Genomic DNA, 16,992 nt, shown 5'->3' with positions numbered 1-16,992 from the left:
AGACCGGGCTATGATCCCCGCCATGAAGCTCGACAACCGCGACCTGCAGATTCTCACCATCCTCCAGCAGGAGGGGCGCATCACCAAGGCGGCCCTGGCCGGGCGGGTCAGCCTGTCGCCGGCGGCCTGCTGGGACCGTTTGAAGCGCCTGGAACAGTCCGGCTACATCCGGGCCTACCGGGCCGAGGTCGCCCTGGAGAAGATCGCCCCGGTCTCCCACTTCCTGGTCCAGGTCGAGCTGGAAAGCCATCAGGCGGCGGACTTCCAGCGCTTCGAGGACGCGATCGGGACCCTGCCGCAGGTGGTCCGCTGCGTCGCCGTCGGCGGCGGCGTCGATTATTTCCTGGAGATGGTGGCGCGCGACGTCGCCGCCTACCAGGCCCTCATCGACGACATCCTGGAGCGGCGCATCGGCGTGAAGCGCTACTTCACCTTCGTGGTGACCAAGCCGGTGAAGGACGCACCGCCGCCGCTGGCGCTGCTGCGCGAGGACGCCCTCCGCCAGGTTGCCGAAGAAAATTAACCCCGGCCGCGGCCACGCCACCGAATCGCCGCCGCCGTCGCCGCAAATCCGAGCCACCTTCCTCTCCGGGATCGATACCCTCCGGCCAGTTTTCCCCTCTGCCGCCAGGAGGCTTCCCCGATGACGTTATCGCCGCAGCGCAAGATGCCAGACACCGGCCTCGGCCTGGAGGATCCCGGGCTGCTGGCCACTGCCTCCTACATCGCCGGCGAGTGGGTTGAGGCGGGCGAGGCGGGTAGCCTCGCCGTGACGAACCCGGCCCACGGCACGCTGCTTGCCGAGGTCGCCGCGCTCGGCGAGGCCGGCGCGCGGTACGCCGTCGACGCCGCGCAACAGGCTTTTGCGCCCTGGGCCGCCCTGCTGCCGCAGCAGCGCAGCGACATCCTGCGCCGCTGGTACGTGCTGATGGTTGAGCACAAGGAAGACCTCGCGCGTCTCATGACCCTGGAACAGGGCAAGCCGCTCTCCGAGGCACGCGGCGAGATCGACTACGGCGCTTCCTTCGCCGAGTACTTCGCGGAAGAGGCCAAACGTCCCGACATCATGAGCGTCACCTCGCATCTGCCCAATGCCGAGGTCGAACTTTGGCGTGAGCCGGTCGGCGTCGCCGCGCTGGTGACGCCGTGGAACTTCCCCAACGCCATGCTGACCCGCAAGGCGGCCGCCGCCCTGGCGGTCGGCTGCACCGTGGTGGCGCATCCCTCCAGCGAGACGCCGCTTTCGGCCCTGGCGCTGGCCGAACTCGCGCGGCGCGCCGGCTTTCCGGCTGGCGTCTTCAACGTGGTGGTCGGCAAGCCGGCGCCGATCGTGGGGGCCTGGACTGCGGACACCCGGGTACGCGCGCTCTCCTTCACCGGGTCGACCGAGATCGGCCGCCTGCTCTACGAGCAGTGTGCGCCCTCCATCAAACGCCTCAGCCTGGAACTGGGCGGCCATGCGCCCTTCATCGTGTTCGCGGACGCGCCGCTCGACAAGGCGGTGGACGAAGCCATGAAAGCGAAGTTCGCGACCTCCGGTCAGGACTGCCTCGGTGCCAATCGCTTTTACATCGAACGCCCGGTCTATGAGGAGTTTTGCCGCCGCTTCGCCGAACGGGCCGCGGCCCTGACCGTCGGCCAGGGCCTGGACGATCCGGACATCGGACCTCTGATGAACGACAAGGCTGTCACCAAGCAAGAGGAGCACGTCGCCGACGCCCTGGCGCAGGGCGCGCGCCTGCTGTGCGGTGGCGCGGTCCACGACCTCGGTCCGCTGTTCTTCCAGCCGACGGTGCTGGCCGATGTGCCGGACGCGGCGAAGATCCTGCGCGAGGAAACCTTCGGACCCGTGGCGGCCCTCACGCCTTTTGACAGGGAGGCCGAGGTCGTCGCCCGCGCCAACGCCACCGAGTACGGCCTGGTCGCCTACCTGCACACCAAGGAGCCCGCGCGCATCTACCGCCTGTCACGGGCGCTGGAATTCGGCATGGTGGCGGTGAACCGCACCAAGGTGACCGGCGCACCGATCCCCTTCGGTGGGATGAAGCAGTCGGGCCTGGGACGCGAGGGATCGCGCCTTGGTATTGAGGCCTTCTCCGATGTGAAGTACGTATGCCGCGACTGGTCCTGACAGGAAAGAGAGTGAGAGACGATGCTTAAGAACGATCAACTGGAAGCTTGGGACCGGGACTGTTTCTTCCATCCCTCCACCCATCTGGCGCAGTTCGCGCGCGGCGCGGCGCCGCAGCGCGTGGTCACCGGCGGCGAGGGAGTCTACATCCGCGACCGCGAGGGCAACAGGCTGCTCGACGCCTTTGCCGGCCTCTACTGCGTGAATGTCGGTTATGGCCGCAAGGAGATCGCCAAGGCCATCGCCAAGCAGGCCGAGGAACTGGCCTATTACCACGCCTATGTCGGCCACGGCACCGAGGCCTCGATCACCCTGGCGAAGATGGTGATCGACCGCGCACCCAAAGGCATGAGCAAAGTCTACTTCGGCCTTTCGGGTTCCGATGCCAACGAAACCAACGTCAAGCTGGTCTGGTACTACAACAACATCCTCGGACGCCCGCAGAAGAAGAAGATCATCTCGCGCTGGCGCGGCTATCACGGCTCCGGTCTGATGACCGGATCGCTGACGGGCCTGGAGCTGTTTCACAAGAAGTTCGATCTGCCGCTCGCCCAGGTGATCCATACCGAAGCGCCCTACTATTACCGCCGCAAGGTTGACGCGATGAGCGAGGAGGAATTCTCCGCCCACTGCGCCAGCGAGTTGGACAAGCTGATCCAGGCCGAGGGTCCCGATACCATCGCCGCTTTCATCGGCGAGCCGGCCCTTGGTACGGGCGGCCTGGTGCCGCCGCCCAAAGGTTACTGGAAGGCCATTCAGGAGGTCCTGGAGAAGTACGACATCCTGCTGATCGCCGACGAGGTGGTGACCGGCTTCGGGCGTCTCGGCACGATGTTCGGCTCGGACCACTACGGGATCCGGCCGGACATCATAACCTCGGCCAAGGGGCTGACCTCCGCCTACGCGCCCCTGTCGGCTTCTCTCATCGGCGAGAAGGTGTGGAAAGTGCTGGAGCAGGGCACTGACGAGAACGGCGCGATCGGCCACGGCTGGACCTATTCGGCGCACCCCATCGGCGCGGCGGCGGGCATTGCCAACCTGAAGCTGATCGACGATCTCGGCTTGGTCGGCAACGCGCGCGCGACCGGGGGCTACTTCAATACGGCGATGCGCAAGGCCCTGGGCGATCATCCCAAGGTGGGCGAGGTGCGCGGGGAGGGCATGCTCTGCGCCGTCGAGCTGGTGGAAGATAAGGACGCGCGCAGGTTCTTTGAGCCCGCGGGCCAGCACGGCCCCAAGGTCGCTGCCGCCCTCCTGAAACGCGGCGTCATCGCGCGGGCCATGCCGCAGGGCGACATTCTCGGCTTCGCGCCGCCGCTTTGCCTCAGCGAGGCCGAGGCGGATATTGTCGTCGGCGCCATGCGCGAGGCGGTTGAGGAAGTCTTCCCCGGCGCCTGAGGCCGGCCCCCAGCGGCCTCTTTGTTGTCCCAGCCCGGAAACGGAACCATTTCCGCCGGCCTTTCGTTGTCTCCCAAACCCTCGTGAGACATCGAAAGGCGACAGCAATGAGCGAAGATACCACAGAGAGCACCTCGGTCTTGAAGGAGGCCGGCGGCGCTTTGAAGCGAGAAGGTCGGCAGGTCGCCGGCGAGGCCAAGGCTGCCGCAGGGAAGGTGGCTCGCGAACAGCGCGATGCCCTGGCCGACTACGTGGCGGCCCTGGCCGATGCCGTCAGCCACGGCGCCGAAGACCTGGAAGCCGCCGGTTACGGCCGCAGTGCGGCGACCGTGGCGCGCACTGCCGACGAGGTCGGCGGCTTTGCCAAGCGCCTCCAGGGGCGCGATCCGGGCGATCTGTGGCATGACGTCGAAGATTTCGCCCGTGAGCACCCCGCGCTGGTATTCGGCGCCGGTTTTGCGATCGCCTTTGGCGCCGCCCGTTTCCTGAAAAGTTCAGCCGAGCCCGAGGCAGAGCCGGAGGATGAGATCGCCGAGATGCCGGAGACGCAGGCGCCGTCGGCGACTCCCGGTGCCCGTGCCGGCATGGGGGCCGGAGCGGGGGGCGGCGAATGACCATCGCGGACTCTTCGCTCGGCGGCCTGCTGTCAGGACTGGTTCACGACCTCGGCCAGTTGGTAAGGCAGGAGCTGCGCCTGGCGCAGGCCGAGGCTTCGGAGAAGCTGCAGCAGGCACAGACCGGCCTCTACGCCGTCATCACCGGCCTTCTGGTCGCTTTCTGCGCACTGCTGATCCTGGTGCAAGCTGTCGTCCTCGCGCTCAGCAACGTCATGCCGGCTTGGCTGGCTTCTGTCGCTGTTGGCGGCGTGCTGGCGCTGGTAGCTCTTTTGCTGATCCGCCAGGGGCGCAAGAACCTGCAGGCCAAAAATCTCATTCCGCAACGCACGCTGCGCGCCGCGCGCAGCAGCTCAGAAATCTAAGGAGACTCTGAAATGGTGAAGACCACTCCCGGGACCGATAACATCGAGAACGAGATCCATTCGACCCGACGCAGCATCGACGACAAGATCGAGCGCATCCAGCAGCGCCTCTCACCGGGCGAGGTAGTCGACAATGTCGTCGATTTCGCCCGTAGCAACGGCGGCGCCATCGCCGGCGGAATCGGGCGGACTGTGCGCGACAATCCCGTGCCGGCAGCGATGATCGGTGCCGGCATCCTGTGGCTGGCCCTCAACGCCAGGGCCAAGCGGCAGGCGGACTATTATGACGACTACGATGATTACGATGATTACGATGACTACGATGACCTCACCAGTGCCGAAGGTTCGACGGGGCAGAGGTTACGCGAACGGGCGGCGGCGGTGCGCGACGATGTGCGCGAGCGCGCCGGCAAGGTGGGCCGCCAGGCGCGCCGCCAGGCGGAGCGTGCCAAGGAGAGCACGGGACGCTTCGTGCATGACCACCCGATCCTGGTCGCCGCCGCAGGCGTCGCCCTGGGTGCCGCCGTGGCTGCCTCGCTGCCGCGCTCGGGCCGTGAGGACCGCACCTTCGGCGAACGCAGCGACCAGGTGAAGCGGGCCGCCAAGGACGCCGCCGTGAAGGAGGGCCGCAAGGTCCAGGAGGCCGCCAAGGCCGCGGTCAAGAAAGCCAAGGACACGGCTGCCGCCAAGGCGCCGGACGCTGACTCGCTGCAGCGCGACGCGGACGAGGTGGCAAAGGCTGCCGGCGCCGGCCGGTCCGGCACCATCAGCTGATCGTGACGGCGCAGCGGCGGAGAGGCCGAGCCTCTCCGCCGCCACCCGTTTTAGTCCCGACGACAGCTGGAGGAGTACTCTCCCGTGTACAATATTTTCTACATTATCGGTGTCGTGGTGGTGGTGCTGGCGCTGCTGTCGTTCCTCGGCCTCGCCTGACCGCCTGACCCCATCGGATACGGGCCCGACCCGCCGCTGCCTTGCCGGCAGCGGCGGGTTTTCTTTGGCCGGGTCTGGGCTGGGTTACACCGGTCAGCTGTTGCCGACGGGCTTTTCGTCCGTGGAGGGACTGGCGGGCGTGGGCTGCAGCGAACTGAGGTACTCGCCGACCACCTGCAGCGGCTCGATGTGGTCGCAGAGGATCTTGAAGACGACCAGCAAGGGGACGGCGATGAGCAGGCCGGCAACGCCCCACAGCCAGCCCCAGAACAGCAGGCAGACGAAGACAATGACCGGATTGAGGGTCAGGCGCCGGCCGACCACCGCGGGGGTGACGACATTGCCTTCCAGGGCGGTCAGCACGATGAAGGCGAGCGGCGGCAGGAAGATCTCGACCGGCGACAGGAAAGTCAGCACCGCCGCCAGCAGGATCGCCGCGGCGGTCAGGATCGCACCGACATAGGGTATGAAGTTCAGCGTCGCTGCCATCACGCCCCACAGCAGCGGATTGGGCATGGAGAACGCGGCCATGGTGGCGGCGGTAACGCAGCCCAGGCCGACATTGATGAGCGTGATGGTCAAGAGGTAGCGCGAGACCTCGACCTGGAGGTCGCGACCGATCTCGACGGCGCGCTTCTTCTCGCGCAGCGTCGGCAGGATGTGGACCGTCTTCAGCAGGAAGAGGTAGCCGTTGGCAAGCAGGAAGAACAGCAGGATCGCGGCGACCACCACGATGGTCACCAACTGGCCTGTGTTGGTGAGGAAAATCTGCGCCAGATCAGGGCCCTGGATGACGACCTCACTGGCCTCCTCACCCGGCGACAGGCGCGCCATGTCCTGGGTGATTTCTCGGACGTCCTGGATGGCTCCGACGACCTCGCTGAAGGTGTAGCGCAGGCGGATCACGGCCTCAGGCAGGCGGGCGAGCCACTCGGCGGCCGGCGCCGACAGGCGGAAGAGAATGGCGGCGGCCAACCCGCAGCAGGTCAGGACCACGACGGCGGAGGCGAGGGTCCGCGGCAGGCCCAGCTTGCTCAGCAGGCGCACGATGGGGGCCAGCACCAGCGCCAGCACGCAGGCCACGGTGATCGGGATGAAGAGCGTTCGGGCGAAGTAGAGGGCTGCCAGTACAGCCAGCGCGGCAACGGTGACCATTGCGACCGTGAGGGCGCGGTTGTCGCCGCTTGGCGCCGGTCCGTCAGACATGACCATGATCCCGAGAACTCCCCCTTTGGCGACCGGGCCGGGCCCGGCGGATCGGCAACCGGCGGAAAGCGTCACGCCGGCCTTATAGGAACTTTCCAGCGGTCCATTCGTTCCTTCCAGGAATTGCCTAAACGCAAGGCCTGGGGGAAGCCGGGCCCGAGCCGTTTCCTGTGGGCAAACGTCAGACGAGGGGGAGCAGCCGATGGCGGTCGCCGGTTCGGGTGAAGCATTTTTTCCGGTCCTGAAGAACGAGATTCGGGCGGTCCGCACCGCCCTGTGGTTTCGTCCCGGTGCCTACTGCATCGCTGCCGCCCTGGTCGCCTTGCTGGTGGCCACGGTCGACGGCTTCCTACCCAAGGACACCTTGACATGGCTGCCCGATGTCGAACGGGAGACGGTGGAAGAACTGCTGAAGCTGCTGGCCGGCAGTATGCTCACAGTGGCCACCGTCACCCTTTCGGTGCTGATGCTGGTGCTGAGCCTCGCTGCCGGCCAGGTGTCGCCACGTGCGGTCCCGGAAATCATGGCCGACCCGGTCACGCAGAACGCCCTAGGGACCTTCCTCGCCACCTTCGTCTTCTCCCTGGCCGCCCTGCTGCTGTTCGGCTTTCACATGGTCACCGGGCCTGGTGTCACCATGACGTTTCTCTGCGCCCTGCTCTTGGCGATGAACGCCGTGCGCTACCTGGTGCAGTGGATTCACCACGTCGCCGAGATCCTGAAGGTCAACCGGATTATTCACAGCATCCACCGCCAGGCACGCAGCGTGCTGGAGACCTATCTGGATGCCGCGCCGTCGGCGGCCTGCGAGCCGGCCACGCCGGGTGCAGCCAGCGAAATGGTGATCCGGCCGTCGGGCACCGGCTACGTCCAGCTGATCGACAGCGAAACACTGCACAACCTTGCCTGCGAGCACGACCTCTTCGTGCGGCTCTGCGTCCAGGAAGGCGACTTCGTGCATCCGCACCGCCGCCTGATGACGGTGACCGGCAAGGTATCCGACGACGAGGCGCGCGCCTCCCTCCAGGGGACGGCCGTCGTCGGCTTCGAGCGCAGCCACGAGGGCGACCCGCGCCTCGGCTTCGAACTACTGGCGGAGGTCGCCTGCCGCGCCCTGTCGCCCGGCATCAATGATCCGCAGTCGGCGCTCGCCTGCATTGAGCACTTGGGTAGCCTCCTCGCCATAGCGGGGGAGCGGCCGCCCGGCGATTATCCGCCGTCGCAGAGCCCGGACGGGCGTGTCGAGTTCACGCGGCCTGGCTTTGCGGCCATGCTGGAGCGCGCCTTTCGGCCTGTGATGCGCGACGGTGCAAGCCATGCCGAGGTCATCTGCGCGATCGCCGGTGTGCTGAAGGACCTGGCCGAGTCCGCGGCGCCCTGCTACCTCGAGGACATCATGGACGAAGCCCGGCGCGCAGAGGCCTTCGGCATGGAAAAACTGCTGCTCGACGCCGACCGGCAGGCGCTCGCCCGCCTGGTCGCCGAGGCGCGCGACATTTCCGACAGGCGCAGCGCCTGAGCCGCGCCACGGCGGCCTCCGGGAACCCTCGCTCATCGAGGGACGTTGTCCAGCCGATACGTAATCCCTTCAAAGGAGGACCTCAGATGTCCCGCTTGCCTTGCCTGCTGGCGGCAGCCGCCCTCGTGTTGCCGCTGCCTGCCTACGCCGACTGTGCCCAACGCATTGAGGCGGTTGAAAGCCATCCCGCGATCCTCGAAAACCCGGAAGGCACCGCCGCCGCAGCCGAACAGGCGCCCGCCGTTCCCGGCGGCGAGGAAGCCGCGACGGAGGAAATGGTGAAGAACGGCGGGGCTGTGCAGGAGGATGGCGGCACGACTGTCTACCAGGAGGGTGGACCCGCGACGCCACGCGAGCAATGGTTCACCAACGAGAAGGACAAGTCGGCGGTGCTGACCCACCTCGATGAAGCGCGCGACGCGCGGGGCAGCGGCGACGAGCAGGCATGTCTTGAGGCGATCGAGCAGGCCGAGGCGGTGCTGACTCCCAACGACGGTTGAGTCGGACCCGATGGGTCCTAGCGAAAAGGCGCGCCGCGCAAGCGGCGCGCCTTCGTTATGTCCGCGGGGACGCTCTGTGACATCGCCGGCCGGTAACGGAGCAAGGCGGAACCGCGCAGTGCTGCTCGGCGTTGTTCTTACATCACCCAAAATGAATGGAGATATGCAATGAACTGGGACCAGGTCGAAGGAAACTGGAAACAGCTGAAAGGCAAGGCGCAGGAGAAGTGGGGTCGCCTCACGAACGACGAACTGGACGTGGTGGCTGGCAGCCGCGAGCAGCTTGTCGGGCGCCTGCAGGAGCACTATGGCCTTGCCCGCGAGGAAGCGGAGAAGGAGGCTGACCGCTGGGCGAGCGGCGTAATGGATGCTCCCAAGAAGCAGTAAGCGCCAACAAGGTTTTGGGCGACCGCAGCCGCGGTCGCCCTTCTTTCTTTCGGCAGGACACAAAAAAAGGCGGCAGAGCCGCCTTTTTCGATTGCTACGCCAGCCTGTTGGCTCGCATCAGTTGGTCGCATCCTTCACGTCGTCGCCCGCCTCCTCGACCGCGTCGCCAAGCTCTTCAACCGAGTTGTCGATCGACTCGCCCACCTGCTCGGCGGGGCCTTCCTCTTCACAGGCGGAAAGGGTGAGGGCGGCAACGAAAGCCAGCGCCGTCGCGGCCGCAGTCCTCTGTATCGTCTTGCTCATTCTATTTCTCATGCTCCGGGTAAATGTTGGCTCAGTGGCGGCCTGGCTTCAGGCCGGCCTTCTCGGCACGCTTGAGCTCTTCGTTTTCCTTGCCTTCGACGGCCTTTCGCGCCTTTTTGGCGTTGGCGTCGACCTTGCCGGACTCGACGAATTCGGTGGTGTCCTTGTTGTAACGGCGAGCGGCGGTGCGATTGCCTTCGCCTTCGTTCTTATCGGTCATCTCGTAGTCCTCCGATCTGAAACAGCGAGCGCTAAGCCGATCGATCAATCGTTGGCGCTGTCTTCGATGGCTTCGCCGGCGTTTTCGATGTCCTGCCCGGCACCTTCGACAGTGTTGCAGGCTGAAAGCGCTGCGGCGGAGAAAGTGGCCACCATCACCGCCAGCAAGGCTCTATGGCCATTGCGGCGCAGGCCGTCGAAAAGCGTGCTCATATCAACTCTCCATTGCTTTGTCGGCTGTCTCCCGCACGGGGGAGGCTTCTGGCATGGAAACACGAGAGCGCGGGCAAAGGTTCCCTCGTTGCAGGTGGCGCGGCGCCTAGCGGGGCAGCAGGACATCGCCGTCCTGGTCCTCGCCTGATACTTCGGTGGGGGAGACCGCGTCGATCTGCTGCAACAGGCTGTCGATCAGGGCGGCAGTCTGACCGCGGATTTCGCGAGGCGCGGCGCCGGTGTCGAAGCCGGCGGCGGCGTCCAGCAGACAGCGGCGCGCCGCCTGCGCTTCAAGCGCGCCGGTTTCCACCAGCGTCAGAATGAGCGATTCACTGATCGACAGCGCGGCGAGAGCAGCCGTCTGTGTTTCCGGCAGCTTGCGGCGATCGGTGGCAGGACGCTCGATCGCAGGGGATTTGGTCGCAGGATACTTGCTCATGGGGCGATGGCCCTCCTAGCGCTTGCCGTGAAGGCTGTGCGGCCGCCCTTGCGCTACGCATTGCGGCAAACCTCATCATGGCAGTCTGTTTACGGTCACCTCTTAACCTAGGCTAAGATGCGGAAAAGAAGCGTACGCGCTGGAACCGTTGGGCGGTTCGTGCGTTTAATAATCGGCTTCTGTGTGCTGCATAAATCGCGGCCGCCAGTGGCGGACGGAGGGATGGAGAGTGGGGACGACGATGGCATTGAAGACTGAGAAGGCCCATGGCGCTCTCGGGCGCAAGTTGAGTTCTGTGATCAAGCTCAGCAACGCGGAGATCGATTGCCTGGAGGCCATGCAGAAGCGGGTGAAGGCCGTGCCGGAAGGCACGGAGTTCGTCCACGATGGCGAGCCCTACGGTTACAGCTACATCGTCAAGCAGGGGTGGGCCATCCGCTTCAAGACGCTGTCCGACGGGCGACGCCAGATCCTCAATTTCGTGCTGCCGGGTGATTTCATCGGGCTGTTCTCGCCGCTTTTCGAGGTGGCGGATCATTCCGTCGCCGCACTGACAGACCTGGAGTTGCACCCTGTCGAACCGGCTTTCCTGGTCGATCTGTTCGGAAATTGTCCACGCCTCGGTGCAGCGGTCGCCTGGTGCGCCGGGCGCGACGAGGCGATCCTGGCGGAGCAGGTCGTGCGCATCGGCCGGCGTAGCGCCTACGAGCGCACCGGGCACATCATCGTGGAGCTGCTGCACCGATTGCGCCTGGTTGACGAGGCCGGGCTGAACTCGTTCGAACTGCCGCTGACCCAGGAGATCCTGGCGGATACCCTGGGCCTCAGTATCGTGCACGTGAACCGCACTCTGCGCCGCCTGCGTGAAAACGGCTTGCTCCGGATCTGCGGCGACCGCGTGGTCATCGAGGACCTGGAGGCCCTGGTCAGCGCCGCCGAGTTTTCTCCGCACTACCTCGACGCCCAGCCCTTGCCGCGCAAGACCGAGACGGCGATCTCGGCGGCTGCCGCTCTTTAGGGCCTGCCCTCAGCCTCCAGCAGGTCGGCGAGGCGCGCCATCAGGTAGGACTCGCTGAAAGGCTTGCCGACGACGGGCACCGCCGGAAATGCCGGCGGATTGATCACTTGCTCCCCATAGCCGACGGAAAAGATGAAAGGGATACCCAACTCTTGCAGCCGCCATGCAATCGCAAGGCTCTCGGCGTTGGGCAGCCGAAGATCGACCACCGCGAAGCTGTAGGAGGGATCTGCGAGCATACGCAGAGCCTCGGCGCTGCTGCCGGCGATGTCGACACCCGCGGCGCCATTGCGCGTCAGCATGTCTTCGGCATCGAGGGCGATGATCATATTGTCCTCGACGATCAGCACACGCAGCATGGGCGGCAGGACGCGCCTTGTTGGCATCTTCGTCACTGGGAAAGCCTTCCTCAAACGGGGAAAGGCGGCAGGGATGCCGCCAGTCTGTGCAACTTCAGCGATTGCCCAGACTAGCCGGCTCGGGTGACGGCCGCTGCAACATAGGATAAGGCGGCGGGCGAAGATTGCCGCGCCGCCGGTTCGATGTGAGCTTTAAGCGGAGGACTACGAAGGGATGCAGGCGTGTGCCGGCCCCACGGCCGCAACGCGGACCGAGGGGCGGCACGCCTGGTGCTGGGGACGCGGGCTACATGGAGCCGCGGCGGCCGCGCACAAGATGCATGATGAGTGAGACGACCAGCAGCACCAGGAAGATGAAGAAGAGGATCTGCGCGATGCCGGCCGAAGCGGAGGCGACACCGCCGAAGCCGAAGAAGCCGGCCACGATCGCGACGATGAAGAACACAAGGGCCCAATAAAGCATGGCACTCTCCTTGATATGGCCTTGAGGATGGCGTGGCGGGCGCACCAGCGGCGTACTTTCGGTCAAGCCTTTGACGCGGTGGGCAGATTTGCCTGCGTTGCCGATTCCTGTGATAACGCCGGTCGGCTGCGAAGGTTCCGCGTTCGAGGGCCGGGATGCACCCGCGCCGGCTCAGGACAGGGAGGAGGGCGCCGCGCTGCTGGGCACCTGCAGGGTCAGGTGGAACCCGTTGCCGTTTTCGATCGTCACGCTGCCGCCCAGCTGCTTGGCAAAGGCGTGAATCAGGCGTCCGCCGAGGCTCTCCGGGGAGGCGGATTCGGCGGTGCTGCCGTCGTCGGTAATCGTCATCTCCAGGCCGTCCTCGCCCACCTGCTTGAGCGCAACGGCGAGGCGGCCGGGTTCGCCTTCCGGCCAGCCGTGCTTCAGCGCGTTGGTGACCACTTCCGTGATCAGCAGGGCGAGCGGCACCGCGCGCTCGGGGTCGCTTTGGATCGTATCGATATCGAAGGTCATGCGCACGCTCTCTGCGGCATCGCCTTGCGCCTGGCGCAGGTACTCGCAGAGCTGCGGCACGAACTCCTGCAGCTTGATCTGATGCAACTCCGGCGTCTCGTAGAGATTGCTGTGCACCATGGAAAGGGCGTGGATGCGATCCTGGGTGGTGCGCAGGGCGCCGCGCTCGTGCTCGTTCCTGGCGCGGGAGACCTGTAGATTGACCAGGCTGGAGACGACCTGCAGGTTGTTCTTCACCCGGTGGTAGACTTCGCGCAGCAGTGCCTTCTGCTCCTGCAGCGACTTGCGCAGTTCACTTTCGTGCAGCGAGATGACGTCCGCCATCTTGTGCATGGTCATGCCGAGTTCGCGGATCTCCTGGGGGGCATGCTCGATGCCGGGGGTGCGCGCCTCGAAGTGGCCCTCGGCATAGGCGTTGGCGGTCTTGCGCAGGCGCAGAACCTGCTTCAGGACCAGGCGTTCGACGGCGAACCAGGCGACGGCAATGGCAATGGACCACATGAGAACCGGGTAGGCGAGGCCGGCGACCAGGTGGAAGCTGGGGTTTGCCAGCAGGTGGCCGGACACACCCCCCATCACAACGAAGACCTGCTGTTCGTAGAGGGGGGCGAGGGCGAAGATGCGTTCGATGCCGTCGCGGCCCTGGGTTCGGAAGACCTGGGCCTGGCCGCTGAGACGGGTCCCGACGACGAAAGCTGCCGGCATCCAATCGCGTGCCGGGCTGCCGACAGCGGACTCGGCAAGAACGGCACCGCGCTGGTCGAGCAGCGCGACGCTGGTATTGGCCAGGGATGGTCCGCCGTCAGGGCGGCTCACGAGATGTCCCAGCCAGGCCTGGTTAAGGGCAAGCCCGACCATGCCGATGAGCGGTCCCTCTGGCGCGTGCAGCGGCAGGGTGGTCATCAGGGTGGGCCCGCTGCCGCCCGGCAGTTCCACATTGCCGCTGACGGTGAAGCCGTCGTTGGCGACCGTGCGGGTGAACCAGTCCTCATTGGCGAAGGTGGCCGGCGAATCGAGATCGGTCGAACATGCGACCGTGCCGTCGGGACGCAGGACGACCAGAAGGCTGTACGCCACCGCTTCTTTCTGGGTCCGCAGCAAGGTCTGGCCGCAGGCCCCGGGCGTAAAGGCGGAAATTTCACGCAGGGTAGCGAGATTTTCCAGGATGCGCCGCGCGTCGACGATGACGTTTTTCTCTTCGGCGGCGATGATCGCCGAGGATTGCAGCAGGTTGCGCTCCGTCAGCGCCGTGACCTGGCGGTAGTAGCTCACCGCCTGAATGATGGCGAGGGTGCTGGCCGGCAGCAGCGCAAGCGCCAGCAAAACAATCAGGCGGGATCTGAGGGAACGCAGCATGGGTTTCGCCTACCTGGCGGCAAGTTCAGCAACCGGCAAGGAGCGCCTGCTTGTTTTCGAGCATGGACGCCATGGCCTGATCGCCGGCGAGATCGCTGGCCGGATCGATCTGGAGGAGGTCGGCCAGCCGGTTGCGGCCCCTGTTGACGCGGCTTTTCATGGTGCCGATGGCGCAGCCGCAGATGTTGGCGGCATCCTCATAGGAAAATCCCGAAGCGCCGATCAGGATTAGCGCCTCACGCTGCTCCTCGGGAAGCTTGGCGAGGGCCTTGCGGAAATCCTTCAACTCGAGGGAGGCGATCTGGTTGGGCTGCGTGGACAAGGTAGCGGCATAGCCGCCATCGGCGTCTTCCACCTCACGCTTGCGCTTACGCAGTTCGGAATAGAACAGGTTGCGCAGGATGGTGAACATCCAGGCCCGCAGATTAGTCCCTTCCTCGAACTTGTCGAGATTCGAGAGGGCGCGCATCAGGGCGCCTTGCACAAGATCGTCAGCTTGGGCCGGATTGCTCACCAGCGAGCGGGCGAAAGCGCGCAGATTGGGAATGACCTCGACGATCTGGTCGTGGAGGGCGGAATGGGGATCCCTTGTGCTCAAGATCCGCGTTCCTTCTTCTCGATCTCCTTCAAGATGGAGAGAAACCGGTCGGGCACCGGTTCGTTCAGCGCCTCGTCGTAGACCTTGCGCAGATTGGCCCCGATCCAGTCTTCCTTGCCGGCGGGAGCCTTCCTGGCGCGGCCCGGGGCAGCTCCGCCCGCCGGCGACTTCTCACGTTCTTCGTTTGACATCATATCCCTATCCCGGGCTGTATCTTTTCCTAAGATGCCTTCTATGGCAACCAGCAATGCTTCCCCTGGCGCCAAGTCTATGAAAACATTCTACTTTGCGTGGTTTAAACGTGTAGATAGCAAAAAAGTTCCGCTTGCGAGGAACTTTTTTGCTTGGGGGGAATTTACGGTCAAGAAGGTCCGTCCATGAAGAACCGGCCTTCGTTAGAATACCTTCAAGGGAGCTCAGTTCGTCGATGTCAATTTCCCAAGCGATCGGTCCACATCTGCCTTTTCTGCGCCGCTACGCGCGTGCGCTGAGCGGCACCCAGGACAGTGGTGACCGTTACGTCGCTGCTTCCTTGGAGGCAATTCTCGAGGCACCGGAAGAGTTCCCCCGGGACGTCGAGCCGCGAGTCGGCCTTTATCGCATCTTCCAGAAAATCTGGTCCGGCGCGCAGGCGCCTTACGAGGTGCCGGAAGAGGCCGACGACCAGCGGGTCAAGGTAACCCAGCGGCGGCTGTCGTCCCTGACGCCGCGTTCGCGCCAGGCGTTGCTGCTGACCGCGATGGAAGGCTTCACGCGCGAAGAGGCCGGCCAGATCCTGGACGCCGATGAAGACGAGATCATGGGCCTTTTGGCCAAGGCCATCGAGGAGATCGACCGGCAGACCGCGACCGACGTGCTGATCATCGAGGATGAACCCATCATCGCCATGGACCTTGAGGGCATCGTCGAAGGCCTCGGCCACAAGGTTGCCGCCATTGCGGACACCCGCAGTTCGGCGGTCGCCGCCGCGCGCAGCCACAATCCCGGTCTGGTGCTGGCGGACATCCAGCTCGCCGATGGGTCATCGGGCATCGATGCGGTGACCGATATCCTCAACGACTTCGAAGTGCCGGTCATCTTCATCACCGCCTATCCGGACCGCCTGCTCACCGGCGAACGGCCGGAGCCGACCTTCCTCATCACCAAGCCCTTTCAGGAGGCGACGGTGAAGGCTGCGATCAGCCAGGCGTTGTTCTTTGAAAGCAGCGCCCGCATGAACTGATCTCTCAGTTCGCTGAGACAGAACGGCGCGCCCGCGGCACTGCGGCGCGCCGTTTTTCTTTGCCGTGCGGGTTGCGCCCAACTTTCAAGCAAACGCTTTTCGCGTTCAATTTCGGAACCTTTGCGCCGCGCATGCATTCACTGGGCGGAATGAAAGAGCGCCAAGGTTGATCGGTCGCGGCGAGACGCCGGTGCCGAGGGCGGAGCGGACAAGACAGAGGGGCCGCCGCCGTCAAGCGATGCTTGGCAGATCCAGACAAGAAACAATAGGAGACAGATATGCTTCGCAAGATTTTGTTGGGTGGGGTCGCATCCTCCTTCGTCGTGTTTGCCAGCGGTGCGGCCAATGCGGTGATCTTTTACGGCGACGAGATGGATCGGGCGCGCGAGATGCAGCCCGCCGGTGCGTCCTTCGACGACTACCTCGCCCGCGAGTACCGTGACTTTTTCCTCTTCGAAGCGGACCAGATGTACGACTGGATCGACGCCGACTACTTCGCCGAGAAGGCGCTGATGGCGAACGAGCACAAGAACATCGCACCGGAGAATCCGGGCGAGTGGGGTATCGACGAGGCGCACATGCCGGCCCTGGTCGCGGCCCGCCAGAACCTGATGGGTGCCTTCGACAAGGGCGCTAAGGAGAAGGCGCCGGAAGCGGCCGCAATCGCCCAGGCCAAGTACGACTGCTGGGTTGAGCAGCAGGAGGAAGGCCATCAGCCGGCGCATATCGCCGCCTGCCGCGACGAATTCGAGATCGCGATGGATAACCTGAATGGCGCCATGCAGACGGCGGAGGTCGTTCCTGAGCCGCAGCCCGCGCCGGAGCCGCGCATGGTCATCGGCGAGGAAGTGGCCCGAATGGTGCTGTACTTCGACTTCGACAAGTCGGACCTGAGGCCGGTGTCGCAGGAAAAGGTCGACACCTTCGTCGAGCAGATGAAGGGTCTGAACGACATCGTCGTCTTCGTTGAAGGCCATGCCGACCGCGCCGGCCCGAGCGGCTACAACATCGACCTTTCCGAACGTCGTGCCGAGCAGGTGCGCCAGTCGCTGATCCGCGAGGGCATCACCGTCGGCGATCTCGACGAGCTGAAGACCGCCGCAAAGGGCGAGGAAGATCCCGCCGTGTCCACGCCGGACGGTGTGCCCGAGCAGGCCAACCGCCGCGTCGAGATCGTTGCTCGCGGCATGTACGCCGAACAGATCGGCACGACTTCGGCCCAGCAGTAAGCATCGC

General features: G+C 65.2%; 22 protein-coding genes. 12 read left to right on the top strand and 10 right to left on the bottom strand.

What is annotated here, in order from left to right; all coding sequences use genetic code 11:
* Positions 1–22: 22 nt before the first annotated feature.
* The 6 genes from WDC82_RS23110 to WDC82_RS23085 all read left to right on the top strand — a co-directional run bounded on the left by WDC82_RS23110 (position 23) and on the right by WDC82_RS23085 (position 5,282).
* Positions 23–523 (top strand): Lrp/AsnC family transcriptional regulator, encoded by a 501-nt coding sequence (locus tag WDC82_RS23110; RefSeq protein WP_340119782.1) that lies wholly within the window; start codon positions 23–25, stop codon positions 521–523.
* A gap of 120 nt (positions 524–643) precedes the next feature.
* On the top strand, positions 644–2,131 hold the full coding sequence (locus WDC82_RS23105; protein WP_340119781.1) for an NAD-dependent succinate-semialdehyde dehydrogenase: 1,488 nt from the start codon (positions 644–646) through the stop codon (positions 2,129–2,131).
* A 21-nt stretch (positions 2,132–2,152) separates the two neighbouring features.
* A complete protein-coding gene (locus tag WDC82_RS23100) occupies positions 2,153–3,529 on the top strand; it encodes an aspartate aminotransferase family protein (RefSeq protein WP_340119780.1) in 1,377 nt (458 codons plus the stop codon).
* 107 nt (positions 3,530–3,636) lie between these two features.
* Positions 3,637–4,143: a hypothetical protein gene (locus tag WDC82_RS23095; protein WP_340119779.1), complete on the top strand. Its 507-nt coding sequence runs from the start codon at positions 3,637–3,639 to the stop codon at positions 4,141–4,143.
* Entirely contained in the window at positions 4,140–4,508 is a 369-nt protein-coding gene (locus WDC82_RS23090) for a phage holin family protein (RefSeq protein WP_340119778.1), read from the top strand. Before WDC82_RS23095 ends, WDC82_RS23090 begins: the two co-directional genes overlap by 4 nt.
* Positions 4,509–4,520: 12 nt before the next feature.
* A complete protein-coding gene (locus WDC82_RS23085; RefSeq protein ID WP_340119777.1) occupies positions 4,521–5,282 on the top strand; it encodes a hypothetical protein in 762 nt (253 codons plus the stop codon).
* A gap of 252 nt (positions 5,283–5,534) precedes the next feature.
* Here the strand turns inward: WDC82_RS23085 and WDC82_RS23080 are convergent, their stop codons facing one another.
* Entirely contained in the window at positions 5,535–6,647 is a 1,113-nt protein-coding gene (locus WDC82_RS23080) for an AI-2E family transporter (RefSeq protein ID WP_340119776.1), read from the bottom strand.
* A 202-nt stretch (positions 6,648–6,849) separates the two neighbouring features.
* On the opposite strand from WDC82_RS23080, the gene WDC82_RS23075 reads away from it, so the two are divergent.
* The 3 genes from WDC82_RS23075 to WDC82_RS23065 all read left to right on the top strand — a co-directional run bounded on the left by WDC82_RS23075 (position 6,850) and on the right by WDC82_RS23065 (position 9,053).
* Positions 6,850–8,166: a DUF2254 domain-containing protein gene (locus tag WDC82_RS23075; RefSeq protein ID WP_340119775.1), complete on the top strand. Its 1,317-nt coding sequence runs from the start codon at positions 6,850–6,852 to the stop codon at positions 8,164–8,166.
* Between the two features lie 86 nt (positions 8,167–8,252).
* Positions 8,253–8,666 (top strand): hypothetical protein, encoded by a 414-nt coding sequence (locus WDC82_RS23070; RefSeq protein WP_340119774.1) that lies wholly within the window; start codon positions 8,253–8,255, stop codon positions 8,664–8,666.
* 168 nt (positions 8,667–8,834) lie between these two features.
* The gene (locus WDC82_RS23065; protein ID WP_340119773.1) at positions 8,835–9,053 is read left to right on the top strand and encodes a CsbD family protein; all 219 of its coding nucleotides are present in this window, start codon (positions 8,835–8,837) and stop codon (positions 9,051–9,053) included.
* A 117-nt stretch (positions 9,054–9,170) separates the two neighbouring features.
* Here WDC82_RS23065 and WDC82_RS23060 read toward each other — a convergent pair whose 3' ends face one another.
* From WDC82_RS23060 to WDC82_RS23045, 4 genes are all read right to left on the bottom strand, one after another.
* Positions 9,171–9,356: a hypothetical protein gene (locus tag WDC82_RS23060; protein WP_340119772.1), complete on the bottom strand. Its 186-nt coding sequence runs from the start codon at positions 9,354–9,356 to the stop codon at positions 9,171–9,173.
* A 31-nt stretch (positions 9,357–9,387) separates the two neighbouring features.
* Entirely contained in the window at positions 9,388–9,576 is a 189-nt protein-coding gene (locus WDC82_RS23055; protein ID WP_340119771.1) for a hypothetical protein, read from the bottom strand.
* A gap of 44 nt (positions 9,577–9,620) precedes the next feature.
* Complete coding sequence (locus WDC82_RS23050) at positions 9,621–9,788, bottom strand: entericidin A/B family lipoprotein (RefSeq protein WP_340119770.1); 168 nt, start codon at positions 9,786–9,788, stop codon at positions 9,621–9,623.
* A gap of 106 nt (positions 9,789–9,894) precedes the next feature.
* A complete protein-coding gene (locus tag WDC82_RS23045) occupies positions 9,895–10,227 on the bottom strand; it encodes a hypothetical protein (RefSeq protein WP_340119769.1) in 333 nt (110 codons plus the stop codon).
* A gap of 241 nt (positions 10,228–10,468) precedes the next feature.
* On the opposite strand from WDC82_RS23045, the gene WDC82_RS23040 reads away from it, so the two are divergent.
* A complete protein-coding gene (locus WDC82_RS23040) occupies positions 10,469–11,245 on the top strand; it encodes a Crp/Fnr family transcriptional regulator (RefSeq protein ID WP_340119768.1) in 777 nt (258 codons plus the stop codon).
* On the opposite strand, the gene WDC82_RS23035 is transcribed toward WDC82_RS23040, so the two are convergent.
* The 5 genes from WDC82_RS23035 to WDC82_RS23015 form a co-directional block, all read right to left on the bottom strand.
* Positions 11,242–11,640, bottom strand: a complete 399-nt coding sequence (locus tag WDC82_RS23035) for a response regulator (protein WP_340119767.1) — start codon at positions 11,638–11,640, stop codon at positions 11,242–11,244. The genes WDC82_RS23040 and WDC82_RS23035 overlap by 4 nt on opposite strands.
* 250 nt (positions 11,641–11,890) lie before the next feature.
* Positions 11,891–12,067, bottom strand: coding sequence for a DUF1328 domain-containing protein (locus WDC82_RS23030; RefSeq protein WP_340119766.1), 177 nt, complete (start codon positions 12,065–12,067; stop codon positions 11,891–11,893).
* A 171-nt stretch (positions 12,068–12,238) separates the two neighbouring features.
* A complete protein-coding gene (locus WDC82_RS23025; protein WP_340119765.1) occupies positions 12,239–13,936 on the bottom strand; it encodes a histidine kinase dimerization/phosphoacceptor domain -containing protein in 1,698 nt (565 codons plus the stop codon).
* A gap of 25 nt (positions 13,937–13,961) precedes the next feature.
* Positions 13,962–14,534, bottom strand: a complete 573-nt coding sequence (locus WDC82_RS23020) for a sigma-70 family RNA polymerase sigma factor (protein ID WP_340119764.1) — start codon at positions 14,532–14,534, stop codon at positions 13,962–13,964.
* Positions 14,531–14,725, bottom strand: coding sequence for a NepR family anti-sigma factor (locus WDC82_RS23015; RefSeq protein WP_340119763.1), 195 nt, complete (start codon positions 14,723–14,725; stop codon positions 14,531–14,533). Before WDC82_RS23015 ends, WDC82_RS23020 begins: the two co-directional genes overlap by 4 nt.
* Before the next feature lie 236 nt (positions 14,726–14,961).
* Here WDC82_RS23015 and WDC82_RS23010 point away from each other — a divergent pair, with 236 nt between their 5' ends.
* Together WDC82_RS23010 and WDC82_RS23005 are read left to right on the top strand one after the other, a co-directional pair.
* On the top strand, positions 14,962–15,756 hold the full coding sequence (locus WDC82_RS23010) for a response regulator (RefSeq protein ID WP_340119762.1): 795 nt from the start codon (positions 14,962–14,964) through the stop codon (positions 15,754–15,756).
* A gap of 278 nt (positions 15,757–16,034) precedes the next feature.
* Positions 16,035–16,985, top strand: coding sequence for an OmpA family protein (locus WDC82_RS23005; RefSeq protein ID WP_340119761.1), 951 nt, complete (start codon positions 16,035–16,037; stop codon positions 16,983–16,985).
* The last annotated feature ends 7 nt before the right edge of the window (positions 16,986–16,992 follow it).

This window comes from Pelagibius sp. 7325, from assembly GCF_037652055.1.
Taxonomy (GTDB): Bacteria; Pseudomonadota; Alphaproteobacteria; order Kiloniellales; family Kiloniellaceae; genus Pelagibius.
The sequence above is the reverse complement of the archived record's forward strand: the minus strand, read 5'-3'. Positions and strand labels throughout refer to the sequence as shown.